Origin of the sequence: Kitasatospora sp. NPDC059722 (assembly GCF_042733235.1) — a bacterium.
Taxonomy (GTDB): Bacteria; Actinomycetota; Actinomycetes; order Streptomycetales; family Streptomycetaceae; genus Kitasatospora.
The window spans coordinates 11,921-32,053 of the sequence record NZ_JBHWGD010000015.1 but is presented as its reverse complement, the minus strand read 5'-3'; the positions used below and the strand labels follow the sequence as shown (position 1 = coordinate 32,053).

The 20,133-nt window shown below is 73.2% G+C and carries 17 protein-coding genes; 9 read left to right on the top strand and 8 right to left on the bottom strand.

Features of this window, described 5'->3' with window-relative positions:
* Positions 1-21 precede the first annotated feature (21 nt).
* Positions 22-1,914: a murein biosynthesis integral membrane protein MurJ gene (gene murJ / locus ACFV4F_RS12525; RefSeq protein ID WP_380502014.1), complete on the top strand. Its 1,893-nt coding sequence runs from the start codon at positions 22-24 to the stop codon at positions 1,912-1,914.
* 205 nt (positions 1,915-2,119) lie between these two features.
* Here murJ and ACFV4F_RS12520 read toward each other — a convergent pair whose 3' ends face one another.
* The 4 genes from ACFV4F_RS12520 to tdh form a co-directional block, all read right to left on the bottom strand.
* Positions 2,120-2,911, bottom strand: a complete 792-nt coding sequence (locus ACFV4F_RS12520) for a hypothetical protein (RefSeq protein WP_380502012.1) — start codon at positions 2,909-2,911, stop codon at positions 2,120-2,122.
* Between the two features lie 263 nt (positions 2,912-3,174).
* Entirely contained in the window at positions 3,175-4,086 is a 912-nt protein-coding gene (locus tag ACFV4F_RS12515; RefSeq protein WP_380444857.1) for a LysR family transcriptional regulator, read from the bottom strand.
* Between the two features lie 320 nt (positions 4,087-4,406).
* Complete coding sequence (locus ACFV4F_RS12510) at positions 4,407-5,600, bottom strand: glycine C-acetyltransferase (protein WP_380445827.1); 1,194 nt, start codon at positions 5,598-5,600, stop codon at positions 4,407-4,409.
* A gap of 118 nt (positions 5,601-5,718) precedes the next feature.
* Positions 5,719-6,747, bottom strand: a complete 1,029-nt coding sequence (gene tdh, locus ACFV4F_RS12505; RefSeq protein ID WP_380445828.1) for an L-threonine 3-dehydrogenase — start codon at positions 6,745-6,747, stop codon at positions 5,719-5,721.
* A gap of 469 nt (positions 6,748-7,216) precedes the next feature.
* On the opposite strand from tdh, the gene ACFV4F_RS12500 reads away from it, so the two are divergent.
* Positions 7,217-8,677 (top strand): serine hydrolase domain-containing protein, encoded by a 1,461-nt coding sequence (locus ACFV4F_RS12500; RefSeq protein WP_380502010.1) that lies wholly within the window; start codon positions 7,217-7,219, stop codon positions 8,675-8,677.
* Between the two features lie 58 nt (positions 8,678-8,735).
* Here the strand turns inward: ACFV4F_RS12500 and ACFV4F_RS12495 are convergent, their stop codons facing one another.
* The gene (locus tag ACFV4F_RS12495; protein ID WP_380502008.1) at positions 8,736-9,797 is read right to left on the bottom strand and encodes an ATP-dependent DNA ligase; all 1,062 of its coding nucleotides are present in this window, start codon (positions 9,795-9,797) and stop codon (positions 8,736-8,738) included.
* Positions 9,798-9,863: 66 nt separating this feature from the next.
* Between ACFV4F_RS12495 and ligD the strand changes: the two genes are divergently transcribed.
* The 3 genes from ligD to ACFV4F_RS12480 are packed head-to-tail and all read left to right on the top strand — an operon-like array spanning position 9,864 to position 12,410.
* The gene (gene ligD, locus ACFV4F_RS12490; RefSeq protein ID WP_380502006.1) at positions 9,864-10,871 is read left to right on the top strand and encodes a non-homologous end-joining DNA ligase; all 1,008 of its coding nucleotides are present in this window, start codon (positions 9,864-9,866) and stop codon (positions 10,869-10,871) included.
* Positions 10,872-10,899: 28 nt separating this feature from the next.
* A complete protein-coding gene (locus tag ACFV4F_RS12485) occupies positions 10,900-11,550 on the top strand; it encodes a GNAT family N-acetyltransferase (protein WP_380502004.1) in 651 nt (216 codons plus the stop codon).
* On the top strand, positions 11,547-12,410 hold the full coding sequence (locus tag ACFV4F_RS12480) for an aminoglycoside phosphotransferase family protein (protein ID WP_380445833.1): 864 nt from the start codon (positions 11,547-11,549) through the stop codon (positions 12,408-12,410). The genes ACFV4F_RS12485 and ACFV4F_RS12480 overlap by 4 nt, the downstream gene beginning before the upstream one ends.
* On the opposite strand, the gene ACFV4F_RS12475 is transcribed toward ACFV4F_RS12480, so the two are convergent.
* Entirely contained in the window at positions 12,397-12,909 is a 513-nt protein-coding gene (locus tag ACFV4F_RS12475; RefSeq protein ID WP_380445834.1) for a hypothetical protein, read from the bottom strand. The genes ACFV4F_RS12480 and ACFV4F_RS12475 overlap by 14 nt on opposite strands.
* Before the next feature lie 134 nt (positions 12,910-13,043).
* Here ACFV4F_RS12475 and ACFV4F_RS12470 point away from each other — a divergent pair, with 134 nt between their 5' ends.
* Positions 13,044-13,301: a hypothetical protein gene (locus ACFV4F_RS12470; protein ID WP_380445835.1), complete on the top strand. Its 258-nt coding sequence runs from the start codon at positions 13,044-13,046 to the stop codon at positions 13,299-13,301.
* Between the two features lie 32 nt (positions 13,302-13,333).
* Positions 13,334-13,675, top strand: a complete 342-nt coding sequence (locus ACFV4F_RS12465; protein WP_380502141.1) for a hypothetical protein — start codon at positions 13,334-13,336, stop codon at positions 13,673-13,675.
* A 12-nt stretch (positions 13,676-13,687) separates the two neighbouring features.
* Here the strand turns inward: ACFV4F_RS12465 and ACFV4F_RS12460 are convergent, their stop codons facing one another.
* Positions 13,688-14,896 carry an 8-amino-7-oxononanoate synthase gene (locus tag ACFV4F_RS12460; RefSeq protein ID WP_380502002.1) on the bottom strand — a complete coding sequence of 403 codons (1,209 nt, stop codon included), beginning with the start codon at positions 14,894-14,896 and terminating at the stop codon, positions 13,688-13,690.
* A 193-nt stretch (positions 14,897-15,089) separates the two neighbouring features.
* Here ACFV4F_RS12460 and ACFV4F_RS12455 point away from each other — a divergent pair, with 193 nt between their 5' ends.
* Positions 15,090-17,582 carry a DEAD/DEAH box helicase gene (locus ACFV4F_RS12455; protein ID WP_380502139.1) on the top strand — a complete coding sequence of 831 codons (2,493 nt, stop codon included), beginning with the start codon at positions 15,090-15,092 and terminating at the stop codon, positions 17,580-17,582.
* Between the two features lie 130 nt (positions 17,583-17,712).
* Here ACFV4F_RS12455 and ACFV4F_RS12450 read toward each other — a convergent pair whose 3' ends face one another.
* The gene (locus tag ACFV4F_RS12450; protein ID WP_380502000.1) at positions 17,713-18,558 is read right to left on the bottom strand and encodes a hypothetical protein; all 846 of its coding nucleotides are present in this window, start codon (positions 18,556-18,558) and stop codon (positions 17,713-17,715) included.
* Between the two features lie 271 nt (positions 18,559-18,829).
* On the opposite strand from ACFV4F_RS12450, the gene bioB reads away from it, so the two are divergent.
* The gene (gene bioB / locus ACFV4F_RS12445; protein ID WP_380501998.1) at positions 18,830-20,101 is read left to right on the top strand and encodes a biotin synthase BioB; all 1,272 of its coding nucleotides are present in this window, start codon (positions 18,830-18,832) and stop codon (positions 20,099-20,101) included.
* The last annotated feature ends 32 nt before the right edge of the window (positions 20,102-20,133 follow it).

Genomic DNA, 20,133 nt, shown 5'->3' with positions numbered 1-20,133 from the left:
CACCGAGAGACAGAGAACCACATGACCATACCCAGCACCTGCGAGCCGACCGGCCCGTACGACATCCCGACGGCCACCCCCTCCGGTGGGCTTCCGTCGGCCCCGGTGCCTCCCAGCATCTCCATCCCGGCACCCGGCGTCACGCCGGCCACCGGTTCAACCGTCAACGAAGCGTCTGCCACCGCCAGGGCCGGCCGGACCTCCAGCGGCAGCCTGATCATGGCGCTCGGCTCACTCACCTCACGCGCGCTCGGTTTCGTCCGGGCCGCGGTGATCGCCGCCGCCCTCGGCACCGCCGCGGTCGGGGACGGCTACGCCGTGGCGACCCTGCTGCCGAACACGATCTTCATCATGCTGATCGGCGGCGTCCTCAACTCGGTGTTCGTCCCGGAGCTGGTCCGGGCCGCCCAGCAGCACGACGACCACGGCGCGGCGTACACCAACCGGCTGCTGACGGCCTGTGGGACGGCGCTGCTCGTGATCACCGCGCTCGCCTTCACCTGTGCGCCGACGATCGTGGACGCGTACACCGGTTACGGTCCGCACGACACGGCGCAGCGCGAACTCACCCTCGCGCTGGCCAGGTACTGCCTCCCGGCGATCCTGTTCCACGGGCTGTTCGGGTTGCTGGGACAGGTACTCAACTCACGCGACCGCTTCGGGGCGATGATGTGGGCCCCGGTGCTCAACAACGCCGTCGTCATCGCCGTCTTCGCCCTCTACCTGGTGCTGTACGACTACGCGGGTTCGGCGGACGACGTCTCCGGCGGCGGAGCCGCGCTGCTGGGCCTAGGCAGCGCCTTCGGCATCCTGGTGCAGGCGCTCGCGCTGCTGCCCTCGCTGCGCGCCTCCGGCTTCCGCTACCGCCCGCGGTTCGACTGGCGCGGTGCCGACCTCGCCGGCCCGTTGCGGGCGGCCGGGTGGGCCCTTCTGCTGGTTGTGGTCACCCAGCTGTCCTTCCTGGCCATCACGAACCTGGCCACCGGAGCGCTGTCCAAGGCCCACGGGGACGGACTGACCGCCGGCCTGGGCTACAGCGCGTACAACAACGCCTACCTGCTCTTCAACGTCCCCCAGGGCATCGTCTCGGTCTCCCTGGTGACGGCGATCCTGCCGGGCATGTCCCGCTCGGCGACGGCGGGCCGGTTCACCGAGGTCGGCCGGGAACTCGCCCGGACCCTGCGGACGACGGCCGGGATCATCGTGCCGGCCTCCGTGGCCTTCCTCGCCCTGGCGGACCCGATCACCGATCTCGCCTACGGTCACGGCGGCGTCTCGACCACCGACACCGAGGTGATCGCCCAGACCCTGGCGGCCTTCGCGCTCGGCCTGCCGGCCTTCTGCGCCCAGTACACGCTGGCCCGCGGCTTCTATGCGATGGGCGACGCCCGCACTCCCTTCTGGCTCACCGCAGTGACCGCGGGGAGCAACGTGCTGCTCTCCGCCGTCGCGTTCCTGGTGCTGCCGAGCCGCTGGATCATCGTCGGCATGGCGGTGGCGCACACCCTCGCCGTACTGATCGGTGCCGCCATCACCAGCCGGGCGCTGGACCGCCGACTCCGCCGGGAGGCCGCGGCGCTCCTGACCAGCCCTCCGCCAGCAGGCACCCAATACACGCCGGCCCGTAGCGGGCTGGACGACGGCGGGATCATCCGCCTCCACCTGACGCTGGTGATCGCCGGCGCGCCCGGCGCGCTGGCCGCGTACTGCCTGAGCGGTTGGTTCGACGACCTGCTGGACGGCGGGGCGATCGCCGCCATGACGTCACTTGGCTTCGGCTCGGCGGCCGTCCTCGCCTCGGTGCTGGTGCTGGCCCGCCCGCTCGGGGCCGACTCCGTGGTCGCCCCGCTGGCCCGCAGGCTGCGCATCCCCTACCCGGCTCCGGCCGCCCGCCGGGGCAGACACCGCCGATGAGTCCTCACTTCCTGCGGGCGTCCGGAATCGGCGGGGAATCGTCGACAACAAGACCGGGCGGCCAGAGAGCCAGAGAGCCAGAGAGCGAGTTAGTGGATTCTGTGCCACCACCTGCATCAGGCTCGCAGCGCCGATCCAACCCCGGCCTGGCGGGAGCGGGCACGGCCGGATCCCTCCCGATGCGACGACACGCCTGGCCAGTAAGTCAGCTCCTGTTTCCGTCGGCACCGCACGGGAGCACGGCCCCGGGGTGGGCTGCTTGGAGGTCGTGCAGAACCTGGGTCTCGACGGTGTGGATGGCCGTGGGCGGGACGTTGATGAGCTGGTCGAAGGGCCGGTCGACGTTCTGGATGATGACGAGCGCGCTGCCCAGCAGGACGGTGATGGCGACGAGCGCCGCGAGCTGCCCGCGGTTGTCCCGGTGTGGCACGGCGATGCCCAGGGCGATCACCGTCATCGCGAGCACGGTCAGCAGGAACCAGAAGATCGGAGCCGGGATGCTGGGGCTGGCCTGCGCCACCCGTTCCTCTCGCGCGAGGGAGCGCTGGTCGTCGGCTGCGACGAGCATCCCGAACGCCTGCTCGGTGCGCAGTGTCTGGAACACTCCGCGAAATGCGTAGCTCCACTGGTCCGAGGCGTCCGAGCTGCGCACGGCGGCCATGGCGGGCCACTCGGCCGTCCGTACGGTACGGGCGTAACAAACCACGTCCTGGAGCAGCTGGCTCTGCTGGGGCTCGGGGGCGTAGGTGGCCATGGCGGCCAGGTGGGCCAGCTCGTGGGCTTCGCGGCGGGCCGCGTCGCCGGCCTGAGCGTACGAAGCGGAGGCGGTGACCAGGACGAAGGCCAGCAGCAGGATGGCCAGGGTCTGCATGGGGCCGATCAGTTCCTGGACCTTCATCCCCTGGTCGGTCTCGGTGACCATCCTTGGGCGCAGGTACCGGTTCGCAGCAACCGACGCCGACAGCGCGGCGGCGAGGACCACGATGATGACGATCACGACGGGGGCCACCTCCTGAAGCGATCTTCACGACACCGGATGTCCCGGGCGGGTTGACCCGCCGCACGCGCCGCCCAAATGGGTGGGCCCGTGTCCGGGCCATGTGCGCAGGTGAATGCCCGGCGAGCTCCACTCGCGCCGTAGAGGCCTTGCCTGCGCCGGAAGTCGGGACTCGTGCCGGAGTCCGCTGCCGAGTCCCGCAACAGGGCCGACAAGACGGTGCCGATCGGCTCGTTCTCCCGCCCCGGCAGTTCGGTACGGCCTCAGGCGGTCGTCGTGGCCGCCTCGGCCAGGGCGTCCAGCACCGGGCGGATCAGCGGGTGCCCGTCCGCGCCCGCGCGGACCGCGGCGAAGACGCGGCGGGTGGCGAGCTCGCTGTCCACCGGGCGGACGGCCACCTGCCCGAGGTCGACGCCGCGCAGGGCCGAGCGCGGCACCAGGGCCACGCCCGCGCCGGCGGAGGCGAGGGCGACGACGGCCCGGAAGTCGTCCGAGGAGTGGACGAGGCGGGGCTGGAAGCCGGCGTGCTCGCAGGCCAGCAGGACGACGTCGTGGCAGGGGTTGCCGGGGTAGGGCCCGATCCAGGGCTCGGCGGCGAGGTCGGCGACGGCGATCGGGCCGGTGCCGGCGGCCAGCGGGTGGCCGAGCGGCAGGACGGCCTCGAACGGCTCGGCGTACAGCGGCACGCGGGTGAGCCGGGCGTCGTCGGCGCGCGGGGCGCCGCGGTACTCGACGGCCACAGCCAGGTCCGCGCGCCCGTCGAGGACCATCGGGAGGCTGGCGTCGCCCTCGGCGTCCAGCACCTTGAGCCGCACGCCGGGGGCGCGCGCGGCGAGCAGGCCGATGGCGGGGGCGAGGACGAGGGCGATGCCGGTCGCGAAGGAGGCGACGGTGACCTCCCCCGCGACGCCCGCACTGTACGCGGCGAGGTCGGCCTCCGCCCGTTCGAGCTGGGCGAGGACGGCGTCGGCGTGGCCGAGCAGGATCTCCCCGGCCGCCGTGAGGCGCACGCCCCGGCCCTCGCGGGCGAGCAGGTGGTGGCCGGTCTCCTGCTCCAGGGCGGCCAGCTGCTGGGAGACCGCGGAGGGGGTCAGGTAGAGGGCGGCCGCGGCCGCGGTCACGGTGCGGTGGTCCGCCACGGCCCGGAGGGTCCGCAGCCGTCGTGCGTCGATCACACCCCAATTCTGCCAGCGCGCCGGGGTGATCCCGGCCGGGCCGGCCGGGCGCCGACCGGCGGCGGCCCGGATTCCGCTGTACGGAAAGGGCGTTGGCCGTCCTTGTGTCGATCTTCACGCCGACCGCGGCGGCGCTCGCGGCCGCCGCCGCACCGGCCGGGACCGGGCGCCGGAACCGCGGACGGGAGGGGGAAGCCGCGGGGGGACGGCTTCCCCCTCCCGGGCGGGAGGGTGGGGCAGTTGGTTCTTGGAGCCCGTGGCCGGTCCGGTTCCGAGCGGACCGGCCACGGGCGGTTCATGGGGGCCGGGCCCCGGCGGGACTACTCCCCGAGCGCGGCGCGCGCGTCGACGAAGGCCGCCACGGCGCGCTCGACGTCCTCGGTGGAGTGCGCGGCCGACAGCTGCACCCGGATGCGGGCCTGGCCGTGCGGCACGACCGGGTAGGAGAAGCCGATCACGTACACACCGCGCTCCAGCAGGAGCTCGGCGAGCCGGCCCGCCTTCGCCGCGTCGCCGATCATCACCGGGGCGATCGCGTGGTCGCCGGGCAGGATCTCGAACCCGGCCTCGGTCATCTTCGTGCGGAACAGTGCCGTGTTGGCCGCGAGCCGCTCGCGCAGCTCGTTCGAGTTCTCGACCAGGTCGAGCACCTTCAGCGAGGCGGCCGCGATCACCGGGGCGAGCGAGTTGGAGAACAGGTACGGGCGCGAGCGCTGGCGCAGCAGGGCGACGATCTCGCGGCGGGCGGCGACGTAGCCGCCGGAAGCGCCGCCGAGGGCCTTGCCGAGGGTGCCGGTGATGATGTCCACGCGGTCCATCACGCCGTGCAGCTCGGGGGTGCCGCGGCCGCCGGCGCCGACGAAGCCGACGGCGTGCGAGTCGTCGACCATGACCATCGCGTCGTAGCGGTCGGCGAGGTCGCAGATCTCGCGCAGCGGGGCGACGTAGCCGTCCATCGAGAAGACGCCGTCGGTGACGATCAGGCGGCGGCGGGCGTCCTGGGTCTCCTTGAGCTGCTGCTCCAGGTCGGCCATGTCGCGGTTGGCGTAGCGGTGGCGGCGGGCCTTGCTGAGCCGGATGCCGTCGATGATGCTCGCGTGGTTGAGCGCGTCGGAGATGACGGCGTCGTTGGCGTCGAGGAGGGTCTCGAAGACGCCGCCGTTGGCGTCGAAGCAGGAGGAGTACAGGATGGTGTCCTCCTGGCCGAGGAACGCCGAGAGGCGGTCCTCCAGCTCCTTGTGGACGTCCTGCGTGCCGCAGATGAAGCGCACCGAGGCCATGCCGTAGCCCCAGCGGTCCAGCGCGTCCTTGGCGGCGGCCAGCACCTCGGGGTGGTCGGCCAGGCCGAGGTAGTTGTTGGCGCAGAAGTTGAGCACCTCGCCGGGGCGGCCGCCGCCGGTGACGGTGACGGCGGCGCTCTGCGGAGAGCCGATCACCCGCTCCGGCTTGAACAGGCCGGCCTCGCGGATCTCGTCGAGGGTGGCGGCGATGTCGGCGCGCACGTTGTCGAACACGAACGGTCTCCTAGTCGATTCGGCGGGGCGGGTGCTCGGGCGGGCGGTGCTCGGGCGGAGCGGGGCGGTGCTCAGGCGGTCCGGCGGGGCTGACGCGCTCCGGCGGGCTCAGGCGGGCTCAGGCGGTCCAGTCGAGGATGATCTTGCCGCAGTTCCCGCCGGCCGCGTCGTCGAAGGCGGCCTCGAAGTCGTCGGCGGCGTAGCGGCCGGTGATCACCGGGCTGAGGTCCAGGCCGCCCTCCAGCAGCACGGACATCGCGTACCAGGTCTCGAACATCTCGCGGCCGTAGATGCCCTTGATGGTGATCATCGAGGTGACGACGCGGGCCCAGTCGACCGGGAAGTCGTCGGCGGGCAGGCCGAGCATGGCGATCTTCCCGCCGTGGGTCATGTTGGCGATCATCGACTGCATCGCCTCGGGGCGGCCGGACATCTCCAGGCCGACGTCGAAGCCCTCGCGCAGGCCGAGCTTCTGCTGGCCCTCCTCGATGGTGTGCTCGGCGACGTTGAGCGCCAGCGTCACGCCGACCTCGCGGGCCAGGTCGAGGCGGTACGGGGAGACGTCGGTGATCATCACGTTGCGCGCGCCGGCGTGCTTGGCGACGGCGGCGGCCATGATCCCGATCGGGCCGGCGCCGGTGACCAGCACGTCCTCGCCGACCAGCGGGAAGGACAGCGCGGTGTGCACGGCGTTGCCGAACGGGTCGAAGATCGCGGCCACGTCGAGGTCGACCGGCACCCGGTGCACCCAGACGTTGGAGGCGGGCAGGGCGACGTACTCGGCGAACGCGCCGTCGCGGTTGACGCCCAGGCCGATCGTGTTGCGGCACAGGTGGCGGCGGCCGGCCAGGCAGTTGCGGCACTTGCCGCAGACCAGGTGGCCCTCGCCGCTGACCAGGTCGCCGACCGCGATGTCCGCGACGCCGGCGCCGATCTCGGCGACCTCGCCGACGAACTCGTGGCCGATCACCATCGGAGTCTTGATGGTCTGCTGCGCCCAGCCGTCCCACTTGCGGATGTGCAGGTCCGTGCCGCAGATGCCGGTCCGCAGGACCTTGATCAGCACCTCGCCGGGGCCGATCTCCGGCTTCGGGACGTCCATCAGCCAGAGTCCGGGCTCGCTCTTGTGCTTGACGAGTGCCTTCACGGGCTTCGGCTCCTGACGTGCGAATGGGCGCCTGCGGACGTGGGCAGGCCGAGGCGGCCCGCAGCGGCCGCTCCTGGCGACCGCACCTCCGGGCAGGCAGAAATCTGCCTGGTGGGGAGGGGTGCGGTCCATCGAGGAATTCTTAAGGGCGGCCACAGCTGGGCTAAACGATCGTGCCCGAGCTGGGCCCCGGCGCGGGTGCGGCGTGCCGTCGGCCACCCGTTCGGCGGAGCGTGCGGCCGCCACGGCGACACCAACCGGGCGTCCGGACGGGGTACTTGACAGCGCGCCGCCAGCCGGATTGGGGCACTCGGCTGACGGCGGGCCCGTTCGGATCAGCCGGAAGTCGGCCCGCGCGCGGCCGGTCGGCAGCGGTGCTTACGGTGGCGCTGCTCCCGTGCGGCCCCGTGGAGCAGCGGCTCCGGGGCCCTCCGCCCCAGAGATTCGCCCCAGAGAGGCGCCTCGATCCATGACCAAGACCCGACGGCCGCGCCCGGCCGTTCCCCGGTCCATAGCCGTCCCCCGGTGCACCGCCACGCCCAGCCCGGTCCGCCGGGCGGGCGCCGCCGCACTGGCGCTGACCGGCCTGCTCTCCGCCGCGGCCTGCTCCGGCTCGTCGTCCGGGAAGCAGGCCGCCGAGCCGGTGATCACCGCCGAACCGGCCGCGCTCAGCCCGTCCTACGCCTCCCCGTCGGGCAGCACGTCCCCGAACGGCGTCGTGGCGCTCACCCCGGACGTCACCGCCAAGCTCGACGCGGCGGTCCAGCGGGTCCTGACCCAGACCGGTGTCCCCGGCATCAACGTCGGGATCATCACGCCCGGCGGGACGTACCTGAAGTCCTTCGGCGTCGCCGACAAGACCGCCGGGACGCCCATGGACCCCTCGCTCCACCTGCGGATCGGCAGCGAGACCAAGACCTTCACGGCGACCGCCGTGCTGCGCCTGGTCGACCAGGGCAAGGTGGGCCTGGACGACCCGATCTCCAAGTACGTGGACGGCGTCCCCGGCGGCGACGGGATCACCGTGCGCCAGCTCGGCGAGATGCGCAGCGGGCTGTTCCCGTACAGCTCCGACCCGGACTTCGTGAACACGCTGATCAACGACCCGAACCACGTGTTCACCCCGGACCAGCTGCTCGCCTACGGATACAAGCACCCGGCCGTCTCCCCGCCCGGCACGCAGTTCCAGTACAACAACAGCAACTACATCATCCTGGGCAAGCTGGTCGAGAAACTCGGCGGGCAGCCGGCCGGGCAGTACATCACGGACCAGGTCATCACGCCGGCCACGCTGGGCCAGACCAGCTTCGCCACCGACCGGACCATGCCCTCGCCGTACGCCCACGGCTACACCGAGCAGACGCCGACCGGGGCGATCGCGGACGCCACCAACTGGGACCCGTCCTGGGCCTGGACGGCCGGCGCGATCATCAGCACCGTGGCCGACCTGGAGAGCTGGGCCAAGACCATGGCCACCGGCGCCCTCGTGAAGCCTGCCACTCAGGTCGAGCGCCTCAAGACCCTGCCGACCCCCGACCCCGGCGTCGGCTACGGCTTCGGGCTGTTCAACAACAACGGGTGGATCGGGCACAACGGCTCGATGCCAGGCTACGAGAGCGTCGCGGTGTACCTGCCGCAGGCGCAGAGCACGCTGGCGCTGCAGCTCAACACCGATGTGCTGTACCAGGGTTCGGAGCCGTCCTCGCTGTTCGCGAATGAGATCACCAAGATCCTCTCGCCGAAGTACGTCTACTCGATCCCGCCGGCGACGGCCGCGCCGTCGGCACCGGCATCGGGGTCGGCCTCGGCCTCCGGCTCGGCTTCGGGGTCGCCTTCGGGGTCGGCCTCGGGCTCCGCGTCGAGTTCGGCGTCCACCGGGATCTCGCCGTTGCTCCCGGCGGGCAACTCGCCCTCCACCGTGCGGGCTTGAGCGCATCAAAGGAGGAGGCCCAACCCTTCCGGGGTCGGGCCTCCTCCTGGACGCTCAGTCACATGCCCAGCACCCGGGCCAGGTCGTACGACACCGGCTCGTCCAGCTGGTCGTACGTACAGCTCTTCGGCGTGCGGTCCGGCCGCCAGCGGCGGAACTGGGCGGTGTGCCGGAAGCGCGTGCCCTCCATGTGGTCGTACGCGACCTCGACCACCCGCTCCGGGCGCAGCGCCACCCACGAGAGGTCCTTGGTGCCGGTCCACCGGCTGACCGCCCCCGGCAGCCTGCCCTCCGCGTGCGCGGCCTCGTCGGCCCAGGCGCCCCACGGGTGTTCGGAGAGGTCCGTCAGGCGCAGCGGCGCCAGCTCCTCGGCCAGTTCACGGCGCCGGGCCATCGAGAAGGCGGCGCACACGCCGACGTGCTGGAGCCGGCCCCCGGCGTCGTTGATGCCGAGCAGCAGCGAGCCGACGACCGGGCCGCTCTTGTGCTCGCGGTAGCCGGCCACCACGCAGTCGGCGGTGCGCTCGTGCTTGATCTTGAACATGGTCCGCTCCCCCGGCCGGTAGGGCTGGTCCAGCGGCTTGGCCACCACGCCGTCCAGCCCCGCGCCCTCGTACTCGGCGAACCAGGTCTGCGCGAGGTCGCGGTCGGTCGAGGCGGGGGCGGTGAACACCGGGTCGGCGGCGCCGGCGAGCGCCGACTCCAGCGCCGCCCGGCGCGCCGACAGCGGCTCGTCCAGCAGCGACGCGTCGCCGAGCGCGAGCAGGTCGAAGGCGACGAACGAGGCGGGCGTCCGCTCGGCCAGCAGCTTCACCCGGCTCGCGGCCGGGTGGATGCGCTCCAGCAACTCCTCGAACCGCAGCCGCCCGTCCCGGGCGATCACCATCTCGCCGTCGACCACGCAGCGCTCCGGCAGCTCCCGCCGCAACGCGGCCACCAGTTCGGGGAAGTACCTGGTGAGCGGCTTGCCGGTGCGGCTGCCGAGCTCGACGTCCGCGCCGTCGCGGAACACGATCGTGCGGAAGCCGTCCCACTTGGCCTCGTACTGCATCCCCGGCGGGATCTTCGCCACCGACTTGGCGAGCATCGGCGCCACCGGCGGCATCACGGGCAGGTCCATGGGTCCGATCCTCGCGCGCGCCGCCAAAAGGCGCGCGGCGGGCGCGGCGCGCTTAGCGTGAGAGGCATGGGCTCAGCCGTGGAACTGGAGGTCGCCGGGCGCACCGTCCGCCTGTCGAACCCGGACAAGGTGTACTACCCGGAACGCGGGTTCACCAAGCTCGACGTCGCGCAGTACTACCTGGCCGTCGCCGAAGGCGTGCTGCGCGGGCTGCGCGACCGGCCGACCACGCTGCAGCGCTTCCCGGACGGCGTCGAGGGCGAGTTCTTCTACCAGAAGCGCGCCCCCAAGGGCCTGCCCGAGTGGTTGCCCACCGCCCGCATCAACTTCCCCAGCGGGCGCTCCGCCGACGAGATCTGCCCCACCGAACCCGCCGCCGTCCTGTGGGCCGCGAACCTCGGCTGCCTCACCTTCCACCCCTGGCCGGTCCGCCGCGCCGACACCGACCACATCGACGAGCTGCGCATCGACCTCGACCCGCAGCCCGGCACCGACTTCCACGACGCCGTCCGCGCCGCCCACGAACTGCGGGCGCTCCTGGAGGAGTTCGGGCTGCGCGGCTGGCCCAAGTCCTCCGGCGGGCGCGGCCTGCACGTCTACGTCCCGCTGGCGCCGGAGTGGACGTTCACCGACGGCCGGCACGCGGTGATCGCGCTCGGCCGAGTGCTGGAGCAGCGCATGCCCGGGAAGGTCACCACCGCGTGGTGGAAGGAGGAGCGCGGCGAGCGCATCTTCGTCGACTACAACCAGATGGCCCGGGACCGCACCATCGCCTCCGCCTACTCCCTTCGTGCCCGCCCCCGCGCCACCGCCTCCGCCCCGCTGCGCTGGGACGAGCTCGACGACGCCGCCCCCGAGGACTTCGACCTGCGCACCGTCCCCGCCCGCTTCGCCGAACTCGGCGACCTGAACGCCGGGATGGAGAGCGAGGCGTTCCGCCTGGAGGCGCTGCTGGAGCTGTACGACAAGCAGCTGCACGACGAGGGCCTCGGCGAACTCCCGTACCCGCCCGACCATCCCAAGGCCGAGGGCGAGCCGACGCGGGTCCAGCCGAGCCGGGCCAAGAAGAAGTGACGTGACGTAGCCCGCTAGGCTCGGCGCCATGGGAACACGGGGGCTGGCGGAGATTCTGGCGGACGCGGCGGGCGGGGTCTTCCCGCCGTCGGACGGAGCGGTGACGGTCGTCCCGCAGCCGTCGGAGCGTGAGGCGGGTGTGCTGTCGTTCTCCGCGCACGCGGTCGTCTTCACCGACGAGGACCCGGCCTGGGTGCACGGGACGCTCGCCGCCGTGCCGAGCGATCCGCTCGCCGCGCCGCTCTGCCCGCCGTTCCTCACCGCCTTCGCCGCGCGCACCGGGCGCGTGGTCAACAACATCGACCTGCTCACCGTCGCCACCCGCCTGCCCGGCCCGCCGCCGCTCCCGCTGGCCCCCGTCGAGGACCGGGAGCACCCGCGCGTCGTCCGCGCCCTGCGGTACCGCGAGGACGTCCGCGTGTTCACCGCCGAGGGCGGCGTGCTCGTCCTCGGCCGCGGCGTCGCCGGCCGCTGGGAGGCCGCGATCGAGGTCGACCCGCAGGCCCGCGGGCGTGGCCTCGGCCGGGCCCTGGCCACGGCCGCCCGACACCTGCTGCCCGAGGGCGACGTCCTGTGGGCGCAGCAGGCGCCGGGCAATGCGACCAGCGTCCGCGCGTTCCAGGCCGCCGGGTACAAGCCCGTCGGCGCCGAGGTGCTACTGATCGTGGGGCGGCCGTGACAACCACCGTCCCGGAAGACGTCCGCGCCCGGTTCGCCGTCCGCTTCGGGCCGTCGGCGGAGGCGTGGTGCGACGCACTGCCGGAGCTCGTGGACGGGCTCGCAGCACGTTGGGGCCTGAGCGTGGTCGCGGCGGGCGGGGGCGGGACGGCCCGGGTGTTCCGCTGCACGGACGTCGCCGGCGCCACCGTGTGGCTCAAGCTCACGCCGGACCGCCGGGTCGCGGCCGAGGAGGAGGCGGCGCTGCGGGCCTGGGCGGGCCTGCCCTCCGTCGTCCGGCTGCTCGCGCACGACGACGCGACGGGCGCGCTGCTGCTCGCGGGCGTCGCCCCGGGGACGACGCTGCGGCAGCGGGCGTGGCGGCCGGAGGAGGTCGCGGGTGTGCTGTCGGCGCTGCGGTCCGTCCCCGTCGACGGGGTGGCCCTGCCGTCGCTGGCGCAGCGGGTGGACTTCCTGTTCGACCTCACCGAGCGTCGTGCCCCCGGGCTCGTCCCGGCGTCGGCGCGTGCGTTCGCCCTCGCGCTCGCGGCGGACGGCCCCGTCGCCCTCGTCCACGGCGACCTGCACCCCGGCAACGTCCTCGACGGGCCGGACGGACCGGTCGCCATCGACCCGCGCGCGACGCTCGGCGACCCGGACTTCGACCTCCTCGACTGGGTGCTCGACGCCGTGACGTCCCGCACGGACCTCGATGGGCGCATCGCAGCCCTCTGCCCGCTCGTCCCCGGCTCCGACCCCGCCCGCGTCCTCGCCTGGTGCCGCGCGATCGCGCCGATCGTCGCCGCGCCGCGCCTCGCCGCGGGGCGGGGCGGCGCGGACACCGTCTTCCTGGCGGAGCTGGGCGGCCTCAGAGTCCGATGACGGCCAGGGCGATCCAGGCCACCCCGGCGAGCGTCAGCACCACGACCAGGACGGCTGCCACCACCCCCGGCACGAGCATCGCCTTTCCCTCGGCCATGCCCAGCCCGAGCCCCACCATCACCAGCAGCCCGACCGCGCCGGGCAGGAGCGTCAGCGAGATCAAGGTGACCGTCCGCGCGACCTCGGCCGCCGAGACGACGTGGCACTCGTCGCCCTCGCACACCGCCCGCACGCCCTGCCCCACCGAGGCCCCGGACCAGATCCGCGCCCGCTCGTTCGCCGCACCGCCGCCGTCCGGCCGGAACACGCCCCGGCAGTCCGCGGGCGGCGGCCCGTCCTCGTAGGCGGAGATCACGCACGTGGCGGCCGTGAACTCCCCCGACACCCCCACCAGCCCGGCCGCCCGCTCGAACTGCCGCACCGGCCCGCCGACCAGCCACCCCGACAACCAGAGCAGCAGCACCCCGACGACCACGGCCACCGCCCGCCGATCCGCCATGACCCACCCCCGCCACGGGGGACGCCCGCCGCCGACCCCTGGTTGCCGTCACCCGATCGGGTGTGGTTCGCCCGATCCGGGCACGGGTACAGGTGCGTACCCATATGCTGGCGGCAGCCAAAAGGAGGCAAACGATGGCCGACGCCAACATCCGGATTCCCGTCGAGGCCCGCGACAGGCTTGCCAAGATAGCGGCCGCCGAACACCTGTCGCTCCGCGCCTACCTCGCCCGGCTGGCCGAGACCACGCTGACTCCGGACGAACGCGCAGAACGTGCCGAACAGGCGCGCACTGTCCTCAAGGCCTGGAACGGCTATGACCCGAGCCCCGAGCGGATCAAGGAACTGGACGCCGAACTCAACCGGCGGTTGACAGAGGCGGGCATCAGGTGACCGAACTCCACGTGATCCTCGACGACACCGCCATGGTGGCCGCCGGCCGCGGGAACATCCTGGCTTCCCGCATCATCCACCAGGCCCATTCCGAGCCCGGCTGGTATCTCTACGCCCCCACCTGTGCCCTGGTAGAGGCCGACCGCGTCCGGCCGGGAACAGCAGAACACTTGGCCGCGCTGCCGGGGATCACCGTCCTGGACCTCGATCTCGCATCCGCCCTGACCGTGGCCGCCGACTCCACCTGGGCCCACGCACACACCCGTTACGCCGCCACACCGACCCCGGACCGCCCGGCCGGGGCGGTCGTCGCCACCGCAGAACCCAAGCGGTGGGCCGGAGAGGCGGTCCGGGTCATCGACCTCACGCCCTGACCCCCGGGGGCGTCACCCCAGCCGGGCGCCCGCCGGGGCCAGGTCGGCGATGGTGCCGACGGCTTCGGCGATCTGGGCGTCCGTCAGGTCGCCGCGGGCGGTGAGGCGCAGGCGGGAGATGCCGTCCGGGACGGACGGGGGGCGGAAGCAGCCGACGGCGAGGCCGGCGCGGCGGCAGTCGGCGGCCCAGGCGACGGCGGCCTCGGGGCCGGGGGCGCGGACGGAGACCACGGCGGCGTCCGGTTCGCAGGCGTGCAGGCCGGCGGCGGTGAGGCGGGCGGCGAGGGTGCGGGCGACCTCGCGGGTGCGGTCGGCGCGGTGGGGTTCGGCGCGCAGGAGGCGCAGGGCGGCGAGGGCCGCGCCGGCGGCGGCGGGGGCGAGGCCGGTGTCGAAGATGAAGGTGCGGGCCGTCTCGGTCAGGTGGCGGATGACGCGGCGCGGACCGAGGACGGCGCCGCCCTGGGAGCCGAGGGACTTGGAGAGCGTCACCGTCGCGACGGTGTCGGGCTGCCCGGCGAGGCCGGCCGCGGCGAGGGCGCCGCGGCCGCCGGGGCCGAGGACGCCGAGCCCGTGGGCGTCGTCGACGAGCAGCGCGGCGCCGTGGGCGCGGGCGGCGGCGGAGAGGGCGGGCAGCGGGGCGGCGTCGCCGTCCACCGAGAAGACGGAGTCGGTGACGACCAGCGCCCGCCGCTGCGTGCGCTCGCCGAGCGCCCGGCGGACGGCGTCCGGGTCGCTGTGGGGGGCCCGGTGGACGTCGGCGCGCGCGAGGCGGCAGCCGTCGATGAGGGAGGCGTGGTTGTAGGCGTCGGACACGATGACGGTGTCCGGGTCGGTGAGCGCGGTGAGCGCGGCGAGGTTGGCGGTGTACCCGGAGGAGAAGACCAGCGCGGCCTCCACCCCGCAGAACGCGGCCAGTTCCGCCTCCAGTTCGGTGTGCAGCGCCGTCGTGCCCGTCACCAGCCGCGATCCGGTCGACCCGCCGCCCCACCGCAGCGCCGCGTCCGCCGCCGCCCGGGTCACCACCGGGTGCCGGGTGAGCCCGAGGTAGTCGTTCCCCGCGAGGTCCAGCAGCCCGTCCTCGGCCTCCCGGCTGCGCAGCGTCCGCGTCAGCCCGGCGTCGGCGCGCAGCGCGGCGGCCTCGTCCAGCCAGTCGAAGACCCCCGCCGGGGCGGGGGCGGTCGAGTGCGATTCGGGGGCGTCGGACGCGAGGGGGTGGGCCATGCCCGGCACTCTGGCACGCGCCCCGACGACCGGGCAATGTGCGACTCGGCACATGATCGGCGCCAGCGGTTGTGCGCGCCCCGCAGGACGTCCGGCGCGCCGATCGTGCGCCCACCGTGCCGTCGTGAGGGGGCGGGCTTTGCCCGGGGTGGCGGCCAGCAGGCAAGATAGCCGGGTGAGCCTCCTAGATCTGATGCCGAAGCCCGCCACGCCCGATGCGCTGTTCGAGACGTTCGCAGCCTGGGCGGAGGAGCGTGGGATCACGCTGTACCCGGCGCAGGAGGAGGCGCTGATCGAGTTGGTGTCGGGGAACAACGTCATCCTCGCGACGCCGACCGGGTCGGGGAAGAGCCTGGTGGCGGCGGGGGCGCACTTCGCCGCGCTGGCGGAGGGGCAGCGGACGTTCTACACCGCCCCGATCAAGGCGCTGGTGTCGGAGAAGTTCTTCGACCTGGTGAAGATGTTCGGCACCGAGCAGGTCGGCATGATGACCGGCGACGCGAGCGTGAACCCGACCGCGCCGATCATCTGCTGCACGGCCGAGGTGCTGGCGCAGATCGCGCTGCGCGACGGTACCCGGGCGGACATCGGGCAGGTCGTGATGGACGAGTTCCACTTCTACGCGGAGCCGGACCGCGGGTGGGCGTGGCAGATCCCGCTGCTGGAGCTGCCGCAGGCGCAGTTCCTGCTGATGTCGGCGACGCTCGGCGACGTGCGCCGGTTCGAGGAGGACCTGACCCGGCGCACCGGGCGGCCCACGACCGTGGTGCGCAACGCGACGCGTCCGGTGCCGCTGTTCTACGAGTACCGCCGCACGACGATGCACGACACGCTGGAGGAGCTGCTGAAGACCGGCCAGGCGCCGGTCTACGTCGTGCACTTCACGCAGAAGGAGGCGGTGGAGCGGGCGCAGTCGCTGATGAGCATCAACATGTGCTCGAAGGCGGAGAAGGACGCCATCGCCGACCTGATCGGCAACTTCCGCTTCACCACCAAGTTCGGCCGCAACCTGTCGCGGTTCGTGCGGCACGGCATCGGCGTGCACCACGCGGGCATGCTGCCGAAGTACCGCCGGCTGGTCGAGCGCCTGGCGCAGGCGGGTCTGCTGAAGGTCATCTGCGGCACGGACACGCTCGGCGTCGGCGTCAACGTGCCGATCCGCACGGTGCTGTTCACCGCGCTGTCGAAGTACGACGGCACCCGGGTGCGGATCCTGCGCGCCCGCGAGTTCCACCAGATCGCCGGGCGGGCCGGGCGGGCCGGGTTCGACACGGTCGGCCAGGTGGTGGCGCAGGCGCCCGAGCACGTGATCGAGAACGACAAGGCGATCGCGAAGGCCGGGGACGACCCGAAGAAGAAGCGCAAGGTCGTCCGGAAGAAGGCCCCGGAGGGCTTCGTCGGCTGGACCGAGGAGACCTTCGAGAAGCTGATCGCCGCCGACCCGGAGCCGCTGGTGTCGCGGTTCAAGGTGAGCCACGCGATGCTGCTGTCGGTGATCGGCCGCCCGGGCAACGCCTTCGAGGCGATGCGCAAGCTGCTGACCGACAACCACGAGGAGAAGGCGGCGCAGCGCCGGCACATCCGCACCACGATCGCGATCTACCGCTCGCTGCTGGAGGGCGGCGTGGTCGAGCGGCTGCCGGAGCCGGACGCCGAGGGCCGGATCGTGCGCCTGACCCTGGACCTCCAGGAGAACTTCGCGCTCAACCAGCCGCTGTCCACCTTCGCGCTGGCCTCCTTCGAGCTGCTCGACCCGGCCTCGCCGTCGTACGCGATGGACGTGATCTCCGTCGTGGAGGCCACGCTGGACGACCCGCGCCAGATCCTCGCCTCGCAGCAGAACAAGGCGCGCGGCGAGGCCGTCGGCGAGATGAAGCGCGACGGGATCGAGTACGAGGAGCGCATGGAGCGGCTCCAGGAGATCACGTACCCGAAGCCGCTGGAGGAGCTGCTCACCCACGCCTACGAGGTCTACCGCCGGGCGCACCCGTGGATCGGCGACCACCAGCTGGCGCCGAAGTCCGTGGTCCGCGACCTGTACGAGCGGGCGATGACGTTCTCGGACTACGTCGGCCACTACGAGCTGGCCCGCACCGAGGGCATCGTGCTGCGCTACCTGGCGGGCGCCTACAAGGCGCTGGAGCAGACCGTCCCCGAGGACGTGAAGACCGACGACCTCAAGGACGTCATCGCGTGGCTCGGCGAGCTGGTCCGCCAGGTCGACTCCAGCCTGCTCGACGAGTGGGAGCAGCTCGCCAACCCGACCGAGCCGCAGGCCGCCGAGGTGACGCTGGACGACAAGCCGGCGCCGGTGACGGCCAACGCCCGGGCGTTCCGGGTGCTGGTGCGCAACGAGATGTTCCGCCGCGTGGAGCTGTGCGCGCTGGAGCACTGGAACGAACTCGGACAGCTGGACGGCGAGTACGGCTGGGACGCGGACCGCTGGGCGGACGCCATGGACGGGTACTGGGACGAGTACGACGACCTCGGCACCGGCCCGGACGCGCGCGGCCCGAAGATGCTGATCATCGAGGAGGAGGACTCCGCCTGGCGGGTCCGCCAGATCTTCGACGATCCGGCGGGCGACCACGACTGGGGGATCAGCGCGGAGGTCGACCTGTACGGCTCGGACGAGGAGGGCCGCGCCGTGGTGCGCGTGACCGCGGTGGACCGGCTGGGCGGCTGACGATCGGCCGACGGCCCGTCAAGACGTGAAGGAGGGGGCCCGCTTGAGCAAGCGGGCCCCCTCCGGCGTACTGCGGTGGCGGACCGGGACGTGTCTTTCGGATCACCCGGGCTGATGCGGAAGACGCGCCCTACATCCAGACGAACTGCGCGCCCGCCGTGTACGACACGGCGCGCGTCGCCTCGTCGAGGACCTGCTCGGGCGTGGGTGCCGCGGTCCCGGACGCCGACGGGCTCGCCGCGGGCGCGGAGCCGGGCACGGTGCTGGGCGTCGCCGACGGCGCGTGGGCGTCGGCGGGCAGGCGGGAGCTGGTCACCGTCACGTAGTGCCCGACCGCCTCGACCCGCGGCTCGGTGCCGGGCTTGGCGGCAGCGGTAGCCGGGGAGTTGTCCACATCGGCGTTGGGGAGGATGAAGGCCAGCGCGCCGGGCTTGGCCCGCAGCGCCTCCGCGGCCCGGCCGGCGGCGGCCTGGTCGGCGAAGCGCAGGATGGTGACGCTGCTGAGCACCGGCTTGTCCTGGCCGGTGACGCTGACGGTCAGGTAGGCCTGGCAGCCGCTGTCCTTGAGCAGGTCCTGGGCGCGGTCCTGCTGCGCCTCGACGCAGTTCTCGCCGCGCCGCGCGCCGTTGCGCTTGCCCTTGTAGGCGCCGAGCTCGATCAGCCGCTGGGACGGGAAGTACGTCTCGACGTTGAGGGCCTCGGGGTCGGTGGGCGGCGGCGGGGCGCCGACGACCGGCGGGGTCCTGGCCGCGTCCTTGGCGGACGGGCCGAGCCCGGGTATGTAGTCGCCGGGATTGGGCCGGGTGATGATCCAGCCGCCGGCCACGACCACGCCCACGACCGCCGTCCAGCCGATCAGCCGCCGGGCGGACGGCCGCCTGCCCCGGTACGCGCCGGCGCCCCCGCCGAACCGCTGTCCTGCCTGGCCCGTCTGGCCGTCTCCCGGAGTCGGGGTGCGCTCCCCCTGCGTGGTCATGGCGCAGATTCTAAGCAACGGCCGGGTGGCCCAGATCACGGGGTCGGTGCTTGTGGATCATCGCTCACTACTGCCGGGTAACAGCCCGCCACGCACTGCGTTCGGCGGCGAACCAGCCGCTCGCGGGCCGTCCGGGCGGCCGTGTCACCGTCGACGTGACTCGCGTCACTACCGTGAGCTCCGACACTGTGACAACTCGCACATCCTCCCGCCGATCTTCTGGTGGGTTTGCTCTGGCGTCGGCCGAACACCAACAGGCAGGATCAGGCCCATGGATCTGCTCGATACCCTCACCGCCAAGGGCCTGCGCGGCGAAGTCCCGACCCGCGAGGAGGCGCTGGCCGTCCTCGCCACCACCGACGACGAGCTGCTGGACGTCGTCGCCGCCGCCGGCAAGGTCCGCCGCAGGTGGTTCGGCCGCCGGGTGAAGCTCAACTACCTGGTGAACCTCAAGAGCGGGCTCTGCCCGGAGGACTGCAGTTACTGCTCGCAGCGGCTGGGCTCCAAGGCCGAGATCCTCAAGTACACCTGGCTCAAGCCGGAGCAGGCCGCGGACGCGGCGCGCGCCGGCGTGGCGGGCGGCGCCAAGCGCGTCTGCCTGGTGGCCAGCGGCCGCGGCCCGACGGACCGCGACATCGACCGCGTCACCGACACCATGGCCGCCATCAAGGACGCCGACCCCGAGGTCGAGATCTGCGTCTGCCTGGGCCTGCTCTCCGACAACCAGGCGGAGCGGCTGAAGGCGGCCGGCGCGGACGCCTACAACCACAACCTCAACACCTCCGAGAGCACCTACGGCGACATCGCCACCACCCACACCTACGCGGACCGCGTGGACACCGTGCAGAAGGCGCACGGCGCCGGGCTCTCCGCCTGCTCGGGCCTCATCGCGGGCATGGGCGAGAGCGACGAGGACCTGGTCGACGTCGTGTTCGCGCTGCGCGAGCTGGGCTCGGACTCCGTCCCGGTCAACTTCCTCATCCCGTTCGAGGGCACGCCGCTCGCCCAGGAGTGGAACCTCACCCCGCAGCGCTGCCTGCGCATCCTCGCGATGGTGCGCTTCGTCAACCCGGACACCGAGGTGCGGATCGCCGGCGGGCGCGAGGTGCACCTGCGCTCGATGCAGCCGCTCGGCCTGCACGTCGCCAACTCCATCTTCCTCGGCGACTACCTGACCAGCGAGGGGCAGGCCGGGCAGACCGACCTCGACATGATCAAGGACGCGGGCTTCGAGGTCGAGGGCGCGGGCGAGGCCACCCTGCCGCGCCACCGGGCCGACATCGCCGCCGCCTCGGGCTGCGGCTCGACGGCCTCCGGCTGCGGCACGAGCGCCGCCGCCCCCACCGCCTCCGGCTGCGGTTCGGCCGCGTCGGCCTGCGGCAGCGGCGGCGGCTGCGGCCCGTGCGGCGGGCACGGCCACGCGGAGCCCGCCCCGGCCGCTGCTGTCGCGAGGGACGCCGCCGAGTCCACGGACGGACTGCGCAGCGACCTGGTCAAGGTCCGCCGCCGCGGCGCCGGCACCGAACTCGCGCCCAACGCCTGACGGTTCGGCCGCCACCGGGGCCGCGCGCCCGC

Coding starts and splice junctions, on each gene's coding strand:
- murJ (WP_380502014.1), top strand. CDS start 22: ATGACCATACCCAGCACCTGCGAGCCGACCGGCCCGTACGACATCCCG.
- ACFV4F_RS12500 (WP_380502010.1), top strand. CDS start 7,217: ATGACCAAGACCCGACGGCCGCGCCCGGCCGTTCCCCGGTCCATAGCC.
- ACFV4F_RS12495 (WP_380502008.1), bottom strand. CDS start 9,797: ATGGACCTGCCCGTGATGCCGCCGGTGGCGCCGATGCTCGCCAAGTCG.
- ligD (WP_380502006.1), top strand. CDS start 9,864: ATGGGCTCAGCCGTGGAACTGGAGGTCGCCGGGCGCACCGTCCGCCTG.
- ACFV4F_RS12485 (WP_380502004.1), top strand. CDS start 10,900: ATGGGAACACGGGGGCTGGCGGAGATTCTGGCGGACGCGGCGGGCGGG.
- ACFV4F_RS12475 (WP_380445834.1), bottom strand. CDS start 12,909: ATGGCGGATCGGCGGGCGGTGGCCGTGGTCGTCGGGGTGCTGCTGCTC.
- ACFV4F_RS12470 (WP_380445835.1), top strand. CDS start 13,044: ATGGCCGACGCCAACATCCGGATTCCCGTCGAGGCCCGCGACAGGCTT.
- ACFV4F_RS12465 (WP_380502141.1), top strand. CDS start 13,334: ATGGTGGCCGCCGGCCGCGGGAACATCCTGGCTTCCCGCATCATCCAC.
- ACFV4F_RS12460 (WP_380502002.1), bottom strand. CDS start 14,896: ATGGCCCACCCCCTCGCGTCCGACGCCCCCGAATCGCACTCGACCGCC.
- ACFV4F_RS12455 (WP_380502139.1), top strand. CDS start 15,090: ATGCCGAAGCCCGCCACGCCCGATGCGCTGTTCGAGACGTTCGCAGCC.
- ACFV4F_RS12450 (WP_380502000.1), bottom strand. CDS start 18,558: ATGACCACGCAGGGGGAGCGCACCCCGACTCCGGGAGACGGCCAGACG.
- bioB (WP_380501998.1), top strand. CDS start 18,830: ATGGATCTGCTCGATACCCTCACCGCCAAGGGCCTGCGCGGCGAAGTC.